This window comes from Pseudomonas sp. Z18(2022) (assembly GCF_036346535.1).
Lineage (GTDB): Bacteria > Pseudomonadota > Gammaproteobacteria > Pseudomonadales > Pseudomonadaceae > Aquipseudomonas > Aquipseudomonas yamanorum_A.
Map to the genome: position 1 here is coordinate 84,873 of NZ_JAOTOA010000017.1, position 18,923 is coordinate 103,795.

Annotated in this window: 20 protein-coding genes; 9 read left to right on the plus strand and 11 right to left on the minus strand. The window is 62.3% G+C overall.

Annotated elements, in window-relative coordinates; genetic code table 11:
- Nucleotides 1-36: 36 nt before the first annotated feature.
- The 6 genes from V3W39_RS25880 to V3W39_RS25905 all read left to right on the plus strand — a co-directional run bounded on the left by V3W39_RS25880 (nucleotide 37) and on the right by V3W39_RS25905 (nucleotide 6,027).
- Complete coding sequence (locus tag V3W39_RS25880; protein ID WP_330213619.1) at nucleotides 37-1,557, plus strand: FGGY-family carbohydrate kinase; 1,521 nt, start codon at nucleotides 37-39, stop codon at nucleotides 1,555-1,557.
- Nucleotides 1,554-2,540 carry a sugar-binding transcriptional regulator gene (locus V3W39_RS25885; RefSeq protein WP_330213620.1) on the plus strand — a complete coding sequence of 329 codons (987 nt, stop codon included), beginning with the start codon at nucleotides 1,554-1,556 and terminating at the stop codon, nucleotides 2,538-2,540. Before V3W39_RS25880 ends, V3W39_RS25885 begins: the two co-directional genes overlap by 4 nt.
- Complete coding sequence (locus tag V3W39_RS25890; RefSeq protein ID WP_177076335.1) at nucleotides 2,533-4,029, plus strand: sugar ABC transporter ATP-binding protein; 1,497 nt, start codon at nucleotides 2,533-2,535, stop codon at nucleotides 4,027-4,029. Before V3W39_RS25885 ends, V3W39_RS25890 begins: the two co-directional genes overlap by 8 nt.
- Nucleotides 4,026-5,054: an ABC transporter permease gene (locus V3W39_RS25895; protein ID WP_177041930.1), complete on the plus strand. Its 1,029-nt coding sequence runs from the start codon at nucleotides 4,026-4,028 to the stop codon at nucleotides 5,052-5,054. Before V3W39_RS25890 ends, V3W39_RS25895 begins: the two co-directional genes overlap by 4 nt.
- Before the next feature lie 10 nt (nucleotides 5,055-5,064).
- Nucleotides 5,065-5,748 carry an HAD-IA family hydrolase gene (locus V3W39_RS25900; protein WP_330213621.1) on the plus strand — a complete coding sequence of 228 codons (684 nt, stop codon included), beginning with the start codon at nucleotides 5,065-5,067 and terminating at the stop codon, nucleotides 5,746-5,748.
- 87 nt (nucleotides 5,749-5,835) lie between these two features.
- Entirely contained in the window at nucleotides 5,836-6,027 is a 192-nt protein-coding gene (locus V3W39_RS25905; protein WP_259199032.1) for a DUF2188 domain-containing protein, read from the plus strand.
- A 243-nt stretch (nucleotides 6,028-6,270) separates the two neighbouring features.
- Here the strand turns inward: V3W39_RS25905 and V3W39_RS25910 are convergent, their stop codons facing one another.
- On the minus strand, nucleotides 6,271-6,555 hold the full coding sequence (locus V3W39_RS25910) for a hypothetical protein (RefSeq protein ID WP_177041935.1): 285 nt from the start codon (nucleotides 6,553-6,555) through the stop codon (nucleotides 6,271-6,273).
- Nucleotides 6,556-6,787: 232 nt separating this feature from the next.
- Here V3W39_RS25910 and V3W39_RS25915 point away from each other — a divergent pair, with 232 nt between their 5' ends.
- Nucleotides 6,788-7,243 (plus strand): GFA family protein, encoded by a 456-nt coding sequence (locus tag V3W39_RS25915; protein ID WP_177129047.1) that lies wholly within the window; start codon nucleotides 6,788-6,790, stop codon nucleotides 7,241-7,243.
- Between the two features lies 1 nt (nucleotide 7,244).
- Here the strand turns inward: V3W39_RS25915 and V3W39_RS25920 are convergent, their stop codons facing one another.
- A complete protein-coding gene (locus tag V3W39_RS25920) occupies nucleotides 7,245-7,772 on the minus strand; it encodes a DinB family protein (protein WP_177076327.1) in 528 nt (175 codons plus the stop codon).
- A 124-nt stretch (nucleotides 7,773-7,896) separates the two neighbouring features.
- Here V3W39_RS25920 and V3W39_RS25925 point away from each other — a divergent pair, with 124 nt between their 5' ends.
- Complete coding sequence (locus tag V3W39_RS25925) at nucleotides 7,897-8,616, plus strand: tellurite resistance TerB family protein (RefSeq protein WP_330213622.1); 720 nt, start codon at nucleotides 7,897-7,899, stop codon at nucleotides 8,614-8,616.
- A 177-nt stretch (nucleotides 8,617-8,793) separates the two neighbouring features.
- Here the strand turns inward: V3W39_RS25925 and V3W39_RS25930 are convergent, their stop codons facing one another.
- The 5 genes from V3W39_RS25930 to V3W39_RS25950 all read right to left on the minus strand — a co-directional run bounded on the left by V3W39_RS25930 (nucleotide 8,794) and on the right by V3W39_RS25950 (nucleotide 13,637).
- Nucleotides 8,794-9,597, minus strand: coding sequence for a hypothetical protein (locus V3W39_RS25930; RefSeq protein WP_330213623.1), 804 nt, complete (start codon nucleotides 9,595-9,597; stop codon nucleotides 8,794-8,796).
- A gap of 144 nt (nucleotides 9,598-9,741) precedes the next feature.
- Nucleotides 9,742-10,089 (minus strand): DUF2493 domain-containing protein, encoded by a 348-nt coding sequence (locus tag V3W39_RS25935; protein ID WP_177041945.1) that lies wholly within the window; start codon nucleotides 10,087-10,089, stop codon nucleotides 9,742-9,744.
- Between the two features lie 31 nt (nucleotides 10,090-10,120).
- Nucleotides 10,121-10,324 carry a hypothetical protein gene (locus V3W39_RS25940; RefSeq protein ID WP_256348032.1) on the minus strand — a complete coding sequence of 68 codons (204 nt, stop codon included), beginning with the start codon at nucleotides 10,322-10,324 and terminating at the stop codon, nucleotides 10,121-10,123.
- Nucleotides 10,325-10,383: 59 nt separating this feature from the next.
- On the minus strand, nucleotides 10,384-13,098 hold the full coding sequence (gene mgtA / locus V3W39_RS25945) for a magnesium-translocating P-type ATPase (protein ID WP_177041946.1): 2,715 nt from the start codon (nucleotides 13,096-13,098) through the stop codon (nucleotides 10,384-10,386).
- A 245-nt stretch (nucleotides 13,099-13,343) separates the two neighbouring features.
- Nucleotides 13,344-13,637 (minus strand): hypothetical protein, encoded by a 294-nt coding sequence (locus V3W39_RS25950; protein WP_330213624.1) that lies wholly within the window; start codon nucleotides 13,635-13,637, stop codon nucleotides 13,344-13,346.
- A gap of 412 nt (nucleotides 13,638-14,049) precedes the next feature.
- On the opposite strand from V3W39_RS25950, the gene V3W39_RS25955 reads away from it, so the two are divergent.
- Complete coding sequence (locus tag V3W39_RS25955; RefSeq protein ID WP_330213625.1) at nucleotides 14,050-15,357, plus strand: MFS transporter; 1,308 nt, start codon at nucleotides 14,050-14,052, stop codon at nucleotides 15,355-15,357.
- Nucleotides 15,358-16,221: 864 nt separating this feature from the next.
- Here V3W39_RS25955 and V3W39_RS25960 read toward each other — a convergent pair.
- The 4 genes from V3W39_RS25960 to V3W39_RS25975 form a co-directional block, all read right to left on the minus strand.
- A complete protein-coding gene (locus tag V3W39_RS25960) occupies nucleotides 16,222-16,833 on the minus strand; it encodes a LysE family transporter (RefSeq protein WP_177048964.1) in 612 nt (203 codons plus the stop codon).
- A gap of 74 nt (nucleotides 16,834-16,907) precedes the next feature.
- The gene (locus tag V3W39_RS25965; protein WP_177115928.1) at nucleotides 16,908-17,699 is read right to left on the minus strand and encodes an AraC family transcriptional regulator; all 792 of its coding nucleotides are present in this window, start codon (nucleotides 17,697-17,699) and stop codon (nucleotides 16,908-16,910) included.
- A gap of 51 nt (nucleotides 17,700-17,750) precedes the next feature.
- A complete protein-coding gene (gene arsH, locus V3W39_RS25970) occupies nucleotides 17,751-18,434 on the minus strand; it encodes an arsenical resistance protein ArsH (protein ID WP_442968429.1) in 684 nt (227 codons plus the stop codon).
- A gap of 9 nt (nucleotides 18,435-18,443) precedes the next feature.
- Nucleotides 18,444-18,914 (minus strand): arsenate reductase ArsC, encoded by a 471-nt coding sequence (locus tag V3W39_RS25975; protein ID WP_177048966.1) that lies wholly within the window; start codon nucleotides 18,912-18,914, stop codon nucleotides 18,444-18,446.
- Between the last annotated feature and the right edge of the window lie 9 nt (nucleotides 18,915-18,923).

The window sequence follows — 18,923 nt, forward strand, 5'->3', positions numbered from 1 at the left end:
AAAGCGTCGTCGTGACAAGACGCAGGAGGACTACCGATGACCTTGTTGTTGGGATTGGATTTCGGAACAGGTGGGGTGCGGGCCGGGTTGTATGACCTGCACAGCCATAAACTGGTACACGTCGCCGAGGCGCCGTATGCCACGCAATACCCGCAGTTGGGCTGGGCCGAACAGGCGCCGGCGGATTGGTGGACGGCATTGGGCAAAGCCTGCCGGCAATTGATGGCCCAGGCCGGGCACCCGCAGGTGGCGGCAGTGTGCGTCGCCACCACGGCCTCCACGGTGGTGGTCGCCCAGGCCGACGGCCAACCCCTGGCCCCGGCGTTGTTATGGATGGATTGCCGCGCCGCTGCCGAGTCGGCGCGCACCGCCCACGTCAGCCACCCGATGATGAACCAGGGCGGTGACGCGGTGGAATGGCTGGTGCCCAAGGCCATGTGGCTGGCTGAGCACGAGCCCCAGGTGTACCAGCGTGCCGAGCGTATCTGCGAAGCGGTGGACTGGATCAACTTTCAACTGACCGGGCGCTGGGTTGCGTCCCAATTGAATGCCAGCTGCAAGTGGAACTACGACACCCTGCAGCAGCGTTTCCCGGTGGAACTGTACGCCGAACTGGGCGTGCCGGAACTGGCGCAAAAACTCCCTCAGGAAGTGATCAAGGTCGGCGCGCGCATTGGACCGTTGAGCGCCGATGCGGCCAACCATTTGGGCCTGGGCCGCGACACACTGGTGGCCCAGGGCGGCATCGATGCCCACATGGCAATGCTCAGTGCCGGTACCACCGGCGCCGGCGAGTTGTTGTTCATCGGCGGCACCTCGGTGGTGCAATTGATGCACACCCCGCAGCGCATTGATGTCCCGGGCATCTGGGGACCTTACCCAGGTGCGTTGCTCGACGGCCAATGGTTGATGGAAGGCGGGCAAGTCTCCGCCGGTTCGATCCTCAACTGGCTGGCACAAAAAATGTTCGGCCTCGACGATGCCGGGCACCAACGCCTGATCCGTCAGGCCGCAGAACTCAAACCAGGCTCCACCGGCTTGCTGGTGCTCGACTACTGGATGGGCAACCGCACGCCGTACCGCTCGCCGGACATGCGCGGGGCGATCATGGGCCTGTCGCTGAACCATGACCGGCATGACCTGTACCGTGCCTCGGTAGAAGCGATTGCCCTGGGCTCGGCGAACATCTTTCACACCTGGCGCTCCGAAGGTATCGAGATCACCCGTGTGGTCGCCGCCGGTGGTTTCCAGAAGAACCCGTTGTGGTTGCAGGCCACGGTGGACGCCACCGGTGTGCCGTTCGAAATGGTGCCCCACGACAACCTCACCCTGATCGGCACTGCCGCCGCTGCCGCCTGCGCCCTGGGCGAGTTCGGCACCTTGCAGGAAGCCGCTACCGACTTCACCACCATCGGCCGGCTGATCGAACCGGACCCTTACGCCCACGAGCAATATATCGAGCTGCTGGGCCGCTACCGCGCCGCCACCGACAGTGTCGCGCCCATCAGTTGCAAGCCGCCGGCGAACCGCACGCTCGGCGTAAGGCCAGCCGCATGAGCGCCCATCCTGAAGAATCGTTCGCCACGCGCTTGTCGGCGGATTCCCAGCGCGATGACCTGATGGTCCAGGTGGCCAAGCTGTATTACGACCTGGAAAAGACCCAAAGCGATATCTCCCGGGAAACCGGGCTGACCCGCTGGCAAGTCAGCCGCCTGCTGCGCGAAGCACGGGATTGCGGGGTGGTGCGCATCGATATCGTCGCCCGCTCGGCGCGCCTGCCGCAGCTGGAAGTGGCCTTGCAACGGCGCTTCGGCCTGCGTGAAGCGCTGGTGCTGGATGTGGAGGATGCCGACACCGCACTGAACGTCGTGACCCAGGCCGCCGCCCGCTACCTGTGCAATTTGCAGCCGATGCCGGCGCTGATTGGCGTGTCGTGGGGCCGCACCCTGACCAAGATGGCCCAGTGGCTGGTGCCGCGCTGGAACGAAGGGGTCAACGTGGTGTTGCTGAACGGCGCGATCAATACGCGCTCGATGGGTGAGCCCAGTCATAACGTCGCGGAACGCTTTGCCCAGGCTGCCCGTGGACAGGCCACGTTGCTGCCGGTACCGGCGATTCTCGGGCATGCCTACACCCGCGAAGCGCTGGAGCAGGACCCGGTGATCGCCCAGGTGTTGCACCTTGGCCAACAGGCGCCGGTGGCGTGTTTCAGCCTGGGTGAGTTGTCTGATCATTCGGTGTTGATGGAGTCGGGTTACATCGACCGGCCATTGCTCGAAGAGTTGGAGCGCCTCGGGGCCGTCGGCGACATCATGGGGCGCTTTATCGGCATGGACGGCGAGCCGGTGATGCCCGAACTCGACGCCCGCACCCTGGGCCTGCCGTTGGCCGCGTTGCGCGACAAGGCCTGGTCCATTGCCGTGTGCGTCGGCGCGCAGAAGCACCGCATCGTGCACGCCAGCGTCAAGGCCGGCTACGTCAATGTGCTGGCCACCGACGCGGCCACCGCCCGCTATTTGCTGGAGCAGGATCATGAGTGAGTTGGCCCTGGATATCCGTCATGTCAGCAAGCGTTTTCCGCCCAATGTGGTGGCGCTGACCGACGCGTCCCTCGACGTTCGGCCGGGGGAGGTGCATTGCCTGCTGGGCGCCAATGGCGCGGGCAAAAGTACCTTGTTGAAAATCGTCGCCGGTGCCCATCGTCCGGATGGCGGCGAGATGTCGGTGGCGGGCCGGCGCGTGGAGTTGAAGAACCCGCAACAGGCACGCCAGGCCGGGATCGCGATGATCTATCAGGAACTCGACCTGATCCCGCAGATGACCGTCGAAGAAAACCTGATGCTCGGTTACGCGCCCCAGCGCTTCGGGATTATTTCCCGGGGCAAGCGCAGTGCCTTGGCCAAGGCCGCGCTGTTGCGGGTAGGGGCGAATTTTTCGAGTACGGATCGGGTGGGCAGCCTGTCGATTGCCAACCAGCAATTGGCGGCCATCGCTCGGGCGCTGACCTGTGAGGCCCGGCTGGTGGTGATGGACGAGCCTTCGGCGGCGCTGAACGAGACCGAACTCAAGCGGGTGTTCCAGGTGATCCGTGAGATCACCGCGGCCGGGGTGGCGGTGCTGTATGTCAGCCATCGCCTGAATGAAATCCGTGAGATCGGCGACCGGGTCACGGTGCTGCGTGCCGGGCGTACGTTGCAAACCCATGAGCTGGCGCAGATCGATGACCAGGCGCTGATCGCCGCCGTGGTCGGCGAACACCGCGACCTGCTGGAGCGCAGCCCGCGCCAGGCGCCCCGGGAAAACCTGGCGCTGAACATTCGTCGCCTGCAAGGCGAGCAGGGGCTGGATGTACAAGGGCTGGAAGTGCGCCAGGGCGAAATCGTCGGGCTTGCCGGGCTGAACGGAGCGGGGCGCAGCACCTTGCTCAAGGCCTTGTTTGGCGTGGGCCGCAACGACAGCGATGTCGAGCTGTTCGGCCAGCCCTATCACCCGCAAACCTCGCGCCAGGCCATCCGCCAGGGCGTGGGTTTGGTGCCGGAAAACCGCAAGACCGAAGGCCTGCTGCTGGATGCGCCGATCTACCGCAACGCCTGCCTGGTGCACACGCGGCACCTGAACTGGTTTTCCCATCGCCAGGCCAAGGACCGCGCCGGCCCGGTGCTGCAACGCTTGCAGACCAAGCTCGACAACCTGGAGCAACCGGTGCGCCAGCTCTCCGGCGGCAATCAGCAGAAAGTGGTCATGGCCAAGTGGGTGATCGACGGCGCGCGCCTGTTGCTGCTGGACGAGCCCAGCCGTGGCCTGGATGTCGGCGCCAAGGCCGACCTCTACGCCCTGGCCCGCAGCCTGGCGCAGGAAGGGGCTGCGGTGCTGGTGGCCAGCAGCGAGCTGGATGAGTTGTACGTCAATTGCGACCGCATCTGGGTGATGCATGAGGGGCGCAATGCGCTGTGCTTCGACCCCTTGAGTGCCAGCCGCGACCAGATCGACCAGGCCATCCTTATCGGTAAAACGAGTGTAGAACCATGACTATTGCGAGCAATCCAAGCCCGGTTTTCGATAAGCCTGTCGCCCTCGCCAGCCGCCGTCGCAGTGCGGTGCTGGAGTGGGTGATGCGCTACAACTTCGTGTTCATTTTCCTGTTTGCCGTGGGGGTGGCGACGTTCCTGTCGGATGACTTCCTGACCTTCGGCAACATCGCCAACCTGTTCCAGCAAGGGGCGATTGTCGGGATCATCGCCATCGGCATGACCTTCGTCATCCTCACGGCCAATATCGATCTTTCAGTGGGCAGCCTGTGTGCCTTCGGCGGGATCCTGGTGGCGGTGCTGCTGCAACAGCAGGTCAGCGGCTGGCTGGCGGTGCCGGCCACCTTGCTGGTGGGCCTGGCCATCGGCACCTTGATGGGCAGCCTGACGGTGTTTGGCAAGGTGCCGAGTTTTATCATCACCCTGGCCGGCTTGGTTTCGCTGCGCGGGGCCACGTTCCTGGCGTCCGACGGTGCGCCGATTGGCGGGCTGCCGGCCAGCTTTACGTCGTTCGGCTCGGCCATGATCGACATCTTGCCCAGCGCCGGCATTGCGTTCCCGGTGCTGGGGCTGATCTTTATCCTGATCACCGTCATCGCCTGGCTGGTGCTGCGCTACACGGTGTTTGGCGAGTACGTGCTGGCCACCGGCGGCAACCTGGAGGCCGCGCGGCTGTCCGGAGTACCGGTGCGTGCGGTGACGATTGCAGTGTTCGCCATCTGCGGCGGCCTGGCAGCGTTTGCCGGTTTGTTGATGACCTCACGCCTGCACGTCGGCCAACCGACCGCCGCCCAGGGCCTGGAGCTGGATGCGATTGCCGCCGTGGTGCTGGGTGGCACCAGCCTGTTCGGCGGGCGCGGCAGTGTGGTGGGCACGGCGGTGGCGGTGATGCTGCTGCAGGTGCTGCGCAATATCTTCAACCTGCTGGGGCTGGGCTCGTTCTACCAGATGGCGATCACCGGGGTGATCATCGTGCTGGCGATCCTGCTCAACCGGTTGATCGACCATTACGCCGGGCGTACCTGAGGACACCTTGATGAATGCACCGCTACCCGCGCCGATCAAGGCTGTGATCTTCGACATGGACGGCCTGCTGCTGGACACCGAAGGCATCTACACCGAAGTCACCCAGTTGATTGCCGACCGCTACGGCCGCACGTTTGACTGGAGCATGAAGCAGAACACCATTGGCCTGGGGGCCTATGAGCTGGCGAGCTACATCGTGCAGGCCGTAGGTTTGCCGATGAGCCCCGAGGCGTTCTTGCAGGAACGCACGCCGTTGATGAATGCACGATTTCCCCAGGCGGCGGCCATGGCTGGGGCCCAGGAGCTGGTGCGGCACTTGTCGGACCACGGTGTGCCGATTGCGGTGGGCACCAGTTCGTCGCGGCATTATTTCGAGCTGAAAACTACTCGGCACCGTGACTGGTTTGCCTTGTTCGACGCCATCGTCACCGCCGATGACCCACAGGTAGGCGCTGCCAAGCCGGCGCCGGATATCTTCCTGGTGGCCGCCGAGCGGCTGGGGGTGGCGCCTGCGGACTGTCTGGTGTTCGAGGATTCGCCATTCGGCATCACGGCGGCCAAGGCGGCAGGGATGTATGCCGTGGCGATCCCGGACCCGGCGATGCCGCAAGAGAAGTTCCTGCATGCAGACGGTCGGCTGCTTAGCCTGGAGGCGTTTGACTTGCAGAGATGGGGGTTGCCGGCTTACCGCTGACTCGACGTTCGGTAGGTTGCCTCGTTGTTGGTGGGTGTATGGTAGACCGGGCAAACACCTGGATTATCTCTGGAGAGAGAGGTGACTATGAGCACTCCCATGCTGAACAAGCTGCATCTCAACGGCTACGACATCGTGCAGGTCAACAGCGGGCCGTGGCGGGTCTGTACCAAAGCTGATCGGCTGGCATCCTTCGGCTCCCGTGAGCAGGCACTGGCGTATGCTGCTGCACTGCCGGGGTACAAGGCGCGGTCGAGGCCTGCTGCCAATCAAGCTTGAACCCTCAACAGCCTCGGTCCGTCCGGGGCTTTTTATTGGGATGTGATTGGGTAATGGGTACCTGAGGGGAGAGAGCTTGCTGTGGGGGGGAGCTTGCTGTGGCGAGGGAGCTTGCTCCCGCTGGAGTGCGCAGCGCTCCCAGGATTTTGGGGCTGCTACGCAGCCCAGCGGGAGCAAGCTCCCTCGCCACAGCAAGCTCCCCTGGCAAAGCAAGCTCCCTTGCCACAGTTTGCCCTGCACAGCCTAAACGAATGGCTGGCCGTGGAATCCGCGTGGCAGGCGCTGACGGCCTGGCAGGTCGGTCAGGCGCTGGGTCCAGGCACTGCGCCAGTCACCGGCGGCATGGGCGGCTTTGGACCTGCGCGCGGCGCGCCGGGCGGCGTTGCGTTGGGTGCGGCGGGCTTCCTTGAAGACTTCGGTGTTACGGCAGGTACGGCACTTGACCCGTTTCAGCTCGGTGCTGGAAGGGAGGTTGGTGCCGTGATGACCGCAGGCAAGATGGCCGGCGACCTTGAAGTGAATGACCATGTAAGCGTCTCCTTCTTGGGGGATGCGTCGCACCGGTAATCTGCTGATGCGCGCGGGCAGGGCGGCCAGCCATGGGCTGATTTCACCGCTCTGTCTTTTATGACAGTTCGCTGTCCCATGCGTTCGTTTGAGGGTATTTCACGCCCGCCGACACCCATAGCGCCTGCTGCTGTTCGCGACGCAACCGCTCGTTTATCCTCCGGTCACACACACAATGTGACTGGAGTGGAAGATGAGCAATCAAGAGTCCCAGGAAGGCGGCTGCCGTTGCGATCGGGTACGTTTTATCGTGACGGAAAAACCACTGATCACCATGGCGTGCCACTGCACCGGCTGCCAGAAGATGTCATCCAGCGCGTTCTCCCTGAGCGCGCTGATCCCCAGCAGCGGCTTCACCATCACCCAGGGCAACCCGGTGATCGGCGGGCTGCACGGCGTAGACCGCCATTACTGCTGCCCCCACTGCATGAGCTGGATGTTTTCCCGCCCCAATGGCGTGGAAGACTTGATCAACCTGCGGCCGACGATGCTGGATGACGTGAGCGATTACGTGCCGTTCATTGAAACCTGGACCAGTGAAAAGCTGCCATGGGCGACGACCCCGGCCCAGCACAGCTTTGCGCAGCTCCCGGAGCGGGAGAATTTCCCGGCATTGATACAGGCGTACGCCGAATTCAACGCCGGTTGAATCAACCTATCAGGGCCAGCAGGTCGGTATCGCCCACGTCGCGCCCGGCCTGTGTCAGCAGCGTCGTCACCTGGCCCCGGTGGTGGGTCTGGTGATTGAAGAAGTGTACCAGCAGTGCATGAAAATTCTTGTTCATGGCCGTGCCTGACATGTTGCGGTACTGCAAGGGTTGATCCAGATCCGCTTCAGTGATCGTTTGCACCCAGTCGATCATGAGCCGGTCGAGCCAGGCGCGGTGGGCCGACAGTTCGCGAATGTCGGCGAAGGCCAGTTGATTCAGGCGTGGCGGCAACTCCAAAGCGCTTAACGGCGCCAGTGCGGTAAATCCCGCCGGATGCTCGGCGAAGCGCTTGAGCCAGACCCGGTCGCCCAGGGCGAGGTGGTTCAGCGTGCCCAGGATCGAGCCGAAAAACGCGCCACGGTCGGCAAGCAAATTCTCATCGCTCAGGCCGCCGGCCGCCTCGTACACCTTGCGGTTCATCCACTGGTTGTAGGTCGCCATCAGGGCGATATGCTCGGTACGGGTCATGTCGGGGCTTCCTCCGTGGGCGGTGGTGCCATGATAAAGCGTGCCTGCCGGGCGGTCATGGTGTTCTGGCGCAGCGGGTCTATTGTTGTTGATCTGGAACTCTGCGCCCTGGGAGGGTGACACCATGAATACTGGCGATCTACTGGAACAATTGCTGCGCGCTGGCCAGGCCTCGACGAGCCAGCAGGGCGGCTCTGCACCGGGGGCCCAGGGTGGGCTCGGTGGCTTGGGCGGGCTGCTCGGTGGTTTACTGGGCGGCAGTGGTACTTCTGCCTCCGGCGGTGGCGGCCTGGGCGGTTTGCTCGGCGGCCTGGGCGGCATGCTGGGTGGAACCCGGGCGGCGCCCCAGGGGCGTACTGGCGGCACCAATTACGCGGCGCTGGCGTCGTTGGGCATGATGGCGTTCCAGGCGTATCAGGCCTGGCAGCGCCAACAGGCATCGGCGCCGCAGCAGGCGTTGCAAACGGTGGATCAACTGTCTGGCGCGCAAGTCGAAGAGCACAGCCACGCCGTGTTGCGCGCGTTGATCGCGGCGGCGAAGGCCGATGGCGAGATTGATCAGCGGGAGCAGCAGATGATCTCGGCCGAAATCGGCAAGCACACCGATGACCCGCAATTGCAGGCGTGGCTGGATGCCGAGGTGGCCAAGCCGCTGAATGCGGCGGATTTTGCCGAGTTTGCCGGGGACCCTGCGGTGGCGTCCGAGGTGTACCTGGTCAGCGTGCTGCTGGTGGATGACCAGCAGGAGGCGGAGCGCAATTATCTGGATGAACTGGCGGCGCAGTTGAAGATTGATCCCGCCTTGCAAGTGCATCTGGAGCAGCAGGCCAAGGGGCAGGTTTAAATCGCTATTTACGGTCATACCAAACCTGTGGCGAGGGAGCTTGCTCCCGCTGGGCTGCGCAGCAGACCCAAAATAATCGACCGTGTGCTTTCAGATAGAAATCGGTCGTAGGTTTAGGACCGCTTCGCGCCCCAGCGGGAGCAAGCTCCCTCGCCACAGGTGATCATCGTCTGCGGATTAGAACCGCAGTGTGGCCCCCGTCGTGAGCCATTGATGCTGATCCCCGATCAAACTGCGTCCTACCACCAGGTCTACATCCACATTTTTGCCAACGTGTACCCTCGGCCCGGCTTGCCAGGCCTGGTCGCCGCCTTGCTGGCCGTAGCGTTCGGCAATCAGCGTCAGTGAGTCCATCAGGGTGTATTCAAAACCGGTGCCCCAGGTCGGTCGATGGGTCTGGTCGCCGTCGTTATAGGCATGGCTCCAACCCGCATTGAAGTTCAACCGCAGGGCCTCCATCGGTTGCCAGGTAAACGGCACATTCAAGTCCGCACCATCAAACGAATGCTGACGGTTCAGCGCGTAATGCACACCGGCCGACGCGGCCAGTTCCAGGCCCAGGTCTTCCCTGGCCCACAACTGCGCCTTGAGCTGCGGGTTAACCTGGGTTTCACCCTCGCCATCATGGTTGGCCCGCGACATTGCGGCGGTCCACTGCAGCCAGGGAATCGCGGTGAACGTGCAAGCGGGCGAGAGGGTTTCACTGTGGGTGGAGCCGTCGTGCCGATTGGCGGTGTACCAGGCGTCGACATTGCATTCGCCCGGGGCGTTGATCGCGCCGTCGTCGACCACATAGGAACCGCCGGCCGCAAAGGCATTCGACATCAGGCTCAACACCAGCACCACGCTCAGCGTGACGCCGACGAAGATCAGGTTGCGCCGCACCGCGCGTCGCTTGGAGGCGGGCAGGGGGTGGAAGGTAATGTGAGTGCTGCGGTTGCGGTATTTGGTGAAACCGTCAGGGGTGTGTTTCTTGTACATGGTGAACCTCGATCAACAGCCGGTGGCGCGTCCCGGTCGGATTTGGCAGGGACGCGCCGTGATTCAGATAAAAAAGGGTGTGCAGTTGGGTACCGCTACAACTGGGTTCTTCTTTCATGTGTGGATGCTCCAATAAGGGTTGATTCAGCTGTCTACGCTCAGCACATGGATGCCGCTGGCCTTGGCCTGGCTCACCAGTTCCGAGGTGTCGTCGCCACCGGGCAGCGCGATGATCACGTCGGGACGGCTGTCGGTGAGCATGAACTGGTTGCGGTGACGCTCGGCCTGCTTGCCATGGCGTTGCCAGTTGGGTGGGTAACGCACCACGTCCACTCCCGTTTCCCGGGCCCAGTCCTCCACGTCGCTGCCCAGGAATTGACTGCCGCCGTGGATCAATACCTGCACGGGGCGCAGGCGGTGGTAGGCATCCAGCACCTGGCGGGACATTTTTGTATCGGCGTAATGACGGCCTGCACAGATCAAGACGCGCATGGTGAGGGTTCCTTGTATTGCGTATTGCGATTTATCGACGCGGGCGCAGCAAGCGAATGCAGGTGCTGTTCAAGGTGCTGGAGAACCCCAGCATGAAGCGCATTTCCACGGCGCTGAGCACGTTGCGTGCGTAAAGCCGCACGCCCAGCACCATCACCGTCTTGGCGGCCTGGGCGAGGCCGAACACCAGCGCCGCGCGTGCGGCGTTGTCGAGGTAGCTCATGAGTGTTTTCATTGTCTGTCTCCGCGAGCGCTGGCTATCCACCGATAGCCAGCGTTTTCAGGGGCGGTTGATCAGTACCACTGCTTGAAGCGGCGGATGTAGATAGTCTTCATCAGTTGTGCCACGCAGCAGTAGGCGACCAGGGTGCCTACCAGCCATGGGAAGTACGCCAGTGGCAGCGGCTCCAGGCCCACCAGCGCGCCCAGCGGCGAGAACGGCACGTAGATGCCCAGCCCGATCACGATGCAGGTCATCATCATCACTGGCCATGCGGCGTTGCTCTGGAAGAACGGGATCTTGCGGGTGCGCAGCATATGCACCACCAGGGTTTGCGAGAGCAGCCCTTCGATGAACCAGCCGGACTGGAACAGGGTCTGCATTTCCACACTGTTGGCCGAGAACACGTACCACATCAGGGCAAAGGTGGTCATGTCGAAGATCGACGAGGTCGGCCCGATCCAGATCATGAAGCGGCCAATGTTTTTCGCATCCCACTTGCGTGGCTTGGCCAGATATTCCTTGTCCATCTTGTCCCACGGCAAGGCCAGCTGGGAGATGTCGTACATCAGGTTCTGCAGCAGCAGGTGGATCGACAGCATCGGCAGGAACGGGATGAATGCACTGGCCACCAGCACCGAGAACACGTTGCCGAAGTTGGAGCTGGCGGTCATGTTCAGGTACTTCATGATATTGCCGAAGGTCTCACGGCCTTTCAGCACGCCTTCTTCCAGCACCATCAGGCTCTTTTCCAGCAGGATGATGTCGGCGGATTCCTTGGCAATGTCCGTCGCGCTGTCCACCGAGATACCCACGTCGGCGTCCCGCAGGGCCGGTGCATCGTTGATGCCGTCGCCGAGAAAGCCCACGGTGTGGCCGTTGGACTGCAAGGTCTTGAGCACCCGGGACTTTTGCAGCGGCGTCAGTTTGGCGAAGACCGTGCGTTCCTCAACCCGCAGCTTGAGGGTGGCGTCGTCCATCGCCTCGATTTCCACGCCCAGCAACGGTACGCCGGGCTCCAGGCCGACCTGGCGGCAGATCTTGCTGGTGACGATGGCGTTGTCGCCGGTAAGCACTTTGACCGCCACGCCGATTTCGCGCAGGGCAGCAATCGCGGGGCCGGCGGTTTCCTTTGGTGGATCAAGGAAGGTCAGGAAGCCGCGGATCACCAGGTTGCGTTCATCCGCCGTGGTGTACTGCTTGCGTGCAAGCGCCTGGGGAATGTTGCGGGTGGCCAGCACCAGCACCCGGAAGCCGTCTTCGTTGTAGTCCTGGGCAATCGCCAGCAACTCGTTGCGACGACGATCATCCAGCTCGACGGCCACGTCACCTTCCATCACGTGGGTGGAAATGCTCAGCATCTCCTCGACCGCGCCCTTGCACACCAGCAGGTGATCGTTCTGCGCGTCCTTGACCACAATCGACAGGCGACGGCGGATGAAGTCGAACGGCAGCTCATCCACCTTGCTGTAGGCGAACGGCACCTGGAACTTCGGATTCTGTTCCGAGAACTGTACGACCGCCTGGTCCATCAGGTTCTTCATGCCGCTTTGGTGATGGCTGTTGAGCCAGGCCAGGGTCAGCACCGAGTCATCACGGTTGCCGAAGGCGTTGACGTGGTGCTCGAGGATGATCTTGTCCTGGGTCAGGGTGCCGGTCTTGTCGGTGCACAGCACGTCCATCGAACCGAAGTTCTGGATCGCGTTGAGGCGCTTGACCACCACTTTGCGCTTGGCCATGGCGGTTGCGCCCTTGGCCAGGTTGGCGCTGACGATCATCGGCAGCATTTCCGGGGTCAGGCCTACCGCCACCGCCAGGGCGAACAGCAGGGCATCGCTCCAGTCCCCTTTGGAGAAGCCGTTGAGGAAGAACACGATCGGCGTCATCACCAGCATGAAACGGATCAACAGCCAGCTGACGCTGTTCACCCCGCGGTCAAACGCGGTTTGCACCCGGGAGCCGACAATCGCCTTGGCCAGGGAGCCAAAGTAGGTGCGCGGGCCGGTGGCAACCACCACGGCTTGCGCCCGGCCGCTGACCACGTTGGTGCCCATGAAGCAGATGTTGGGCAGGTCCAGCAGGTTGCCCTGGTCGGCCGCCGTGGAGGTGGCGGACTTTTGCGTCACATCGCCCAAGGTGTCGTACTTCTCTACCGGCAAGGCTTCGCCGGTCAGCACCGCCTGGCTGATGAACAGGTCGCGGGATTCGATCAGGCGGATGTCGGCCGGGATCATGTCGCCGGCAGACAGCTGCACGATATCGCCGGCCACCAGGTCGCGCATCGGCACTTCCCGCAGGGTCGGCTTGGAGCCCACTTGCTCACGGCGCAGCACCGTGGCGGTGGTGCGTACCATGGCCTTCAATGCTTCGGCGGACTTGGCCGAACGGTGTTCCTGCCAGAACCGCAGCAGGCTGCTGAGCATGACCATGGTCATGATAATGATGACCTTGGTCAGGTCGGCCTCTTCACCGGCCTGCAGCGGCAGCCAGTAATCGGTGACGAAACTGATGCCGCCCAGGGTCAACAGCACATAAATGAACGGATTGTTCAGTGCTTGTAGGAATTGCACGATGGCGTGAGGCGGCTTGTCGTGCGCCACTTCGTTGTAGCCTTCACGTTGCAGGCGAGCAAGGGCATCCAGCTCGGTCAGGCCATCCTTGGTTGCCCGGACATTGGCGAGGGTTGCCGAGAGGCCGTTCTGGGCTTCGCGGGCGGCACGCATCGACAGTTTGGCGTCGGTGTCGGTGCCGTTTTTCTTGTGCAGTTTCGGGTTTTTTACTGCGCTCATTGTGTGTACTCCTGTCGCCAATTTTTCGACAAAACATACCCGGTACTTACCTGATGACAGGCGAGCGAAAGCATGCCGAGTCGCTGACTTCGCGATCGGTTTAATAAAGTGTTGGGTAACTTTCTACAGGCCCGCTAACAGCGCATTAGTTAACTAGCGCGCAGCGGGCTACTACTGGCTTCGTCCATAGAGAACTCCAGCTGAATAATTAACGAGTTATCAGAAAGTTGCTGTTTCCAGCCGGCTTACGCCGCGCGAGCGTCCACGTAGAGGCTCAGCATCAGGCTCGCTTGCGCGATCAGGCTGGAAACGTTCCGTCTCTGCGGGTCTTGAGGGTCGGCATGGTCCCATTGCTGGACCAGGTGGCCGGTGGTGGGGCAGATACGCCAGTGGGCCAGGGGCGCCGGGCACACGCGGGGGGAGGAGGTAACAAAAGCGCTGCGGGTAGGCGAAAAGCCAACGGGCTCGCGGCACAATTTGGCACGCAGGGCCGCAGCCAGCGTACGCAGATCAGGCAAAGCAATCAGTTGAAAGGTCATAACACACCTCGGGACCGGACTGGTATCCGGTGAGGCAGTTACGTTGGAGCGTCAGGCTCTAGCGCAGCTTACTCTGCCGGAAAGGCGAGTCCCGTCATATTCTCTGGGTTTTGCGCCCGATTCGCCGCATACACGGTGATCGGACAGCGACTAGATACTGTGTCCATTGGCTTCTTTTGTGAGGTTAAAAAATGGCCCTGAGTTGCAGGCACGGGCAATCTACTCAGGCAGTTGCCGGATGTCAACGTTTAATGACTTAATTTGTTACCGGTTCAGAGTTCGTTCAGACAAAAGGGGGAGGGAAGTTCTAGTATCAAGTGCACTTATTGATAAATGATCTGTACTGGGTGGATAACGCGGAGTCACAATGCCGCAATAACTTCTGATGTGTGTGCGCACGAGGCAACTTCCCATGTTCGATGTTCTCGGCAATAGAACCTATCGCCATTTGTTCCTGGCACAGATCATCGCGCTGATCGGCACCGGCTTGACCACGGTTGCGCTGGGCTTGTTGGCGTTCGACCTGGCGGGAGCCCAGGCGGGTGTGGTATTGGGCACGGCGCTGGCGATCAAGATGGCCGCCTATATCGGCGTTGCCCCGGTGGCCGCGGCCTTTGCCGAGCGCCTGCCGCGTCGGGCGATGCTGGTAACCCTGGACCTGACCCGGGCGCTGGTGGCGCTGGCGTTGCCGTTTGTGACGCAGGTGTGGGAGATCTATCTGCTGATCTTTGTGCTGCAGTCGGCCTCGGCGGCGTTTACCCCGACGTTCCAGGCCACCATCCCGGACATCCTCACCGATGAAGTGCAGTACACCAAGGCACTGTCCCTGGCCCGCCTTGCGTACGACATGGAAAGCGTGGTGAGCCCGATGCTGGCGGCTGCGTTGCTGACGGTGATCAGCTTCCACAGCCTGTTTGCCGGTACGTCGGTGGGGTTTGTGGTGTCGGCGCTGTTGGTGTCTTCGGTGCTGCTGCCCCAGGCGCGGGCGGCGGTGCCCCGCAGTATCTATGAGCGCACCACCCGTGGTGTACGGATCTTCCTTGCGACACCACGTTTGCGCGGCCTGTTGGCGTTGAACCTGGCGGTGGCGGCGGCCAGTTCCATGGTCATCGTCAACACCGTGGTGCTGGTGCAGTCGCACTTTGCCTTGCCGCAACGGTTTACGGCCATGGCGCTGGCGGCGTTTGGTGCGGGGTCGATGATTGCGGCATTGGCGTTGCCGGGGCTCCTGAAGAACGTCAGTGACCGGGTGGCGATGCTGGCGGGTGTCGGGCTGTTGATCCTGGGGTTGAGTGCCGGTACCCAGCTGTCGGGTTACGGCCAGTTGTTGGTGGTGTGGGGTGTGTTGGGGGTTGGCTATTCGCTGGCGCAAACCCCGGGAGGGCGTTTGTTGCGTCGTTCTGCTCATGCGCAGGATCGCCCGGCGTTGTTTGCTGCGCAATTTGCGCTGTCACACGTGTGCTGGTTGGTCACGTATCCGCTGGTGGGTTGGTTGAGTGCCAATGTCGGGCTGGTGGCGTCGTTTGGCGCGATGGCGGTGATTGCGGTGTTGGCGCTGATGGCTTGTGTAGTTTTGTGGCGGCCGGTTCATGAGCAAGTCCATGTATCGCATCGCCACGATGATCTGCCGGTGGGGCACCCGCATTTGGCACTTAACCATGGCGGGGTGCACGGGCACGATTATGTTATCGATGATCTGCACCGTCGTTGGCCGGCTTGATCAGAGGTATGGTTTGATTTTGCCGGGGGGGAGTGGGTACATATCCGTTTTTTCGGGTGTTGCTGAAATGGGTTCCGCTCTTACAGCGGCTCACTTTTGAAAAGCGCAAAAGTAAGCAAAACGCTCTTGCCCCACCACTCGGCACCTCGCTTAGGCTCGGTGTGCCCGAACGCAGGCAGCACGAAGCGGGCCGCCGCGACGGGGCGTCCCTGCCCCGTCGCGGCTAAACCGGCGTCCTGCCGGTTTACCCGCTCCGTACTACCTGCGTTCGGCCAGCGTGGTTTAACGGGGCGCCTAAGATCAAGATCAAAAGCAGATCAAGAGCACAGCGGCCTACAGGCCGGCTTGAGTGTGGTGAAGCAAAAGCAAAATCAACATCTAAAGCGAGCACAATCCCCTGTAGGAGCTGGCTTGCCGGCGATGGCATCAACTGGGTGTACCTGATGCACCGAGTCGCCTGCATCGCCGGCAAGCCAGCTCCTACAGAAAAGCAGCTCTGCTTTCGCTCTGGATCTTGCTTTTAACACTCAGGTCGGCTTTCAGGCCGCCGTGCTCTTGATCTTGCTTTTGATCTGCGGGCCCCGTTAACCACGATGGCCGCAAGCAGGCACGGTGGAGCGGGTAAATCGGCAGGGATGCCGATTTAGCCGCGCCGGGCCATGGATGGCCCGGCGCGGCGGCCCGCGGAGACGGGCCTTCGTTCCGGCATGCCGAGCCTAGGCGAGGCACCGAGTGGTGGGGCAAAGACCTTTTGGTTACTTTTGGCTGGGCCGGCATTCCGGGCGTTTGCCAAAAGTGACCCGCTGTAAGAGCGGAACCATAAGTAGCCGTTACCTAAATAACGGATATGTACTCACCCCCTACTCAAATCGCACACAACGCCAGGACCGCCAGATACAACAACACCCCACCACACGCCCCATAGCTGACACGCTGCCATATGGGCGACGCGTTCTGGCGCAGCAGGTTCACCAGTGCCGCAATCAGAAAGCACGAAAGTACCGACGCCACCATAAACCCCGCAAAAAACATCAACGTCTGCCCATGGCTCGGCGTCGCCCCGACAATCCCCGACAACGCACTGCCCAGCGCCCCCCAATAAACAATGTTCTTCGGATTAGCCAACGAAATAGCCGCCCCCACCACCAGCGCATTCTGCCCGGACCTGGCCGGCGTACTCTCGGCCTCTGGCAAGCGCCAGGCATCCATCAAGCTGCGAACCCCGAGCCAGGCCAGATACAACCCACAAACCGCCGTCAGCGGCACCCGCACCGACTCATGCTGGATCAACAACGCCATACCCGTCAGCCCAATCACCGCCCACACGGCATCCCCCACCAGCGATCCAATCTGCACCAGCAGCGCCGGTGTAAACCCATGCAACAGCCCACGGCGCAGCGTCTCCGCCAACACCGCCCCCGGTGACAGGCAAAACACAAAACCAAATACCAGCGCCGAAAAAAAGATCGTCAACATGCCTGCCTTCCTTCAAGTGATGGCCGGCATTTTGCGCGAGGGCAGGTGAGTCGTCTTGAACCAGATTGCGCTTTTCAGCCTTTGAGCACGCTTTGATAGCGCCCCGGAGTGATGCCGTAAGCCGCCCGGAAATGCCGATTGAGATGGCTCTGGTCGGCGAACCCAAGGGCGTGGGCAACCTGCGACGCTGCAATCCCTGAACGCAGCAGGCCCTTGGCACGCCGGGTACGCAGTTGCATCGCCCACTGGCGCGGACTCAACCCGGTTTCTTTTTGAAAGGCCCGCAGCAGATGGAATTTCGACAGGCCCAACTCGTCACCGAGCGTCTCGAGGGCTACCGCCTGATGCAGGTTTTCAGCCAGCAGTTCCTGGGCCTTGATCACCAGCCCACGACCCACTGCGGTGCTGCCGGGCAGGCGTACGCCGCTGCAACTGACCACTTCACCGAGCAGCACCACCAGGGCTTCTTCACTGAGCTCCCGGGCGATCGGATCGGCACTCAATGAGCCTTCGATCGCGCCGGCCAGCTTCATCGCCAATTCCGGCTGGAAGCACAGCGAGCGGTCGAACTCCAGGTGCACCAGGCCCAGGTCGGCCGCCAATTGGTCAGCGGTCGCATACAGGCTGACAAACCGCCACGGCTGCCCCTCGGCCGCGCCGCCGCCCTGAATCTGGCCCGGGTTGTACAAGGTAATGCTGCCGGGGCCGGCCTCGAAGGTGCGGCGGTCCAGCCACACCTGTTCCTCGCCAAGCAGGTTGACGCCGATCACACATTCATCGTGGCTGTGGCGGGCAAACGTCAGGCCGGTGCAGGACGTGCTGCTGACTTCGTAGTTGCCCAGCCAGGCGTGCTGCATGGAACTCATGGAGGTGGCTCGCAGTGATGGTTAGCCGCGAGCATACGCCGCAAACACGCTTCAGATCGACCGTTGATTGACCCGTTTCGACAGTTCTTCGCTGCTCTCCTTGCGCTCCGAATAGCGGTCCACCAGGTCCGGGCGGTCCCGCAGCAGCAGGGTGAATTTCACCAGCTCTTCCATCACATCCACCACCCGGTCATACAGGGCCGAGGGCTTCATGCGGTCCTGATCGTCGAACTCCATAAAGGCCTTGGGCACCGACGATTGATTGGGGATGGTGAACATGCGCATCCAGCGTCCCAGCACCCGCAACTGGTTGACGGTATTGAACGACTGCGAGCCGCCGGACACCTGCATCACTGCCAGGGTTTTACCCTGGGTCGGACGCACCGCGCCGAGGGCCAATGGCACCCAATCCAGTTGTGCCTTGAACACCGCCGACATCGAGCCATGCCGCTCCGGCGAGCACCACACCTGGCCGTCGGACCACTGCATCAGTTCCAGCAGTTCCTGGACCTTGGGGTGATCGTTGGGCGCATCATCCGGCAGCGGCAGGCCCGACGGGTTGAAGATGCGTGTCTCGGCGCCGAAGTGGCGCAACAGGCGCGCAGCTTCTTCCACCAGCAGGCGGCTGAACGAGCGCGGGCGGGTGGAGCCGTAGAGCAGCAGGATGCGCGGCGGTTGCTCCAGTTTCTGCGGGGCAGACAGGGTGTGGTTCAGGTTGGGCAGGGTGCTCATCAGGTGCTCCAGTTACAGCGCGGCGATGCGATCAAGCTCGGCCTTGATCTCGATGGGACTCAGGCTGGCGAACGGGACTTCGAAAAACGCTCGGCAGCGGCGTTCGATGATTGCCAGGGTGGCCTGGAAGGCTGCATGAACCTGGGCGTCATCGCCTTGAGCATCCGACGGATCTTCCAGCCCCCAGTGCGCCTTGAGCGCCGGGCCGAAATACACCGGGCACGCTTCACCGGCAGCCTTGTCGCACACGGTGATCACGATGTCCGGCGGGCTGCCTTCAAAGGCGTCGTTGCCCTTGCTGTACAAACCTTCGGTGCTGATGCCGGCGGCCTCCAGGGTCGTCAGGCTGCGGGGCAACACCTGGCCCTTGGGAAAGCTGCCGGAACTGATGGCCTGGAAACCTTCTGGCGCCAGGTGATTGAACAAAGCTTCCGAGAGGATGCTGCGGCAGCTGTTGGCGGTGCACATGAACAGGACTTTCATTAAGCGGAC

Bases quoted from the DNA above. Each gene is read 5' to 3' on its own strand.
- V3W39_RS25900 (WP_330213621.1), top strand. From the start codon at position 5,065: ATGAATGCACCGCTACCCGCGCCGATCAAGGCTGTGATCTTCGACATG.
- V3W39_RS25885 (WP_330213620.1), top strand. From the start codon at position 1,554: ATGAGCGCCCATCCTGAAGAATCGTTCGCCACGCGCTTGTCGGCGGAT.
- V3W39_RS25975 (WP_177048966.1), bottom strand. From the start codon at position 18,914: ATGAAAGTCCTGTTCATGTGCACCGCCAACAGCTGCCGCAGCATCCTC.
- V3W39_RS25915 (WP_177129047.1), top strand. From the start codon at position 6,788: ATGAGCAATCAAGAGTCCCAGGAAGGCGGCTGCCGTTGCGATCGGGTA.
- V3W39_RS25925 (WP_330213622.1), top strand. From the start codon at position 7,897: ATGAATACTGGCGATCTACTGGAACAATTGCTGCGCGCTGGCCAGGCC.
- V3W39_RS25890 (WP_177076335.1), top strand. From the start codon at position 2,533: ATGAGTGAGTTGGCCCTGGATATCCGTCATGTCAGCAAGCGTTTTCCG.
- mgtA (WP_177041946.1), bottom strand. From the start codon at position 13,098: ATGAGCGCAGTAAAAAACCCGAAACTGCACAAGAAAAACGGCACCGAC.
- V3W39_RS25965 (WP_177115928.1), bottom strand. From the start codon at position 17,699: ATGAGTTCCATGCAGCACGCCTGGCTGGGCAACTACGAAGTCAGCAGC.
- V3W39_RS25905 (WP_259199032.1), top strand. From the start codon at position 5,836: ATGAGCACTCCCATGCTGAACAAGCTGCATCTCAACGGCTACGACATC.
- V3W39_RS25920 (WP_177076327.1), bottom strand. From the start codon at position 7,772: ATGACCCGTACCGAGCATATCGCCCTGATGGCGACCTACAACCAGTGG.
- V3W39_RS25910 (WP_177041935.1), bottom strand. From the start codon at position 6,555: ATGGTCATTCACTTCAAGGTCGCCGGCCATCTTGCCTGCGGTCATCAC.
- V3W39_RS25940 (WP_256348032.1), bottom strand. From the start codon at position 10,324: ATGAAAACACTCATGAGCTACCTCGACAACGCCGCACGCGCGGCGCTG.
- V3W39_RS25960 (WP_177048964.1), bottom strand. From the start codon at position 16,833: ATGTTGACGATCTTTTTTTCGGCGCTGGTATTTGGTTTTGTGTTTTGC.
- V3W39_RS25895 (WP_177041930.1), top strand. From the start codon at position 4,026: ATGACTATTGCGAGCAATCCAAGCCCGGTTTTCGATAAGCCTGTCGCC.
- V3W39_RS25955 (WP_330213625.1), top strand. From the start codon at position 14,050: ATGTTCGATGTTCTCGGCAATAGAACCTATCGCCATTTGTTCCTGGCA.
- V3W39_RS25930 (WP_330213623.1), bottom strand. From the start codon at position 9,597: ATGTACAAGAAACACACCCCTGACGGTTTCACCAAATACCGCAACCGC.
- V3W39_RS25935 (WP_177041945.1), bottom strand. From the start codon at position 10,089: ATGCGCGTCTTGATCTGTGCAGGCCGTCATTACGCCGATACAAAAATG.
- V3W39_RS25880 (WP_330213619.1), top strand. From the start codon at position 37: ATGACCTTGTTGTTGGGATTGGATTTCGGAACAGGTGGGGTGCGGGCC.
- V3W39_RS25950 (WP_330213624.1), bottom strand. From the start codon at position 13,637: ATGACCTTTCAACTGATTGCTTTGCCTGATCTGCGTACGCTGGCTGCG.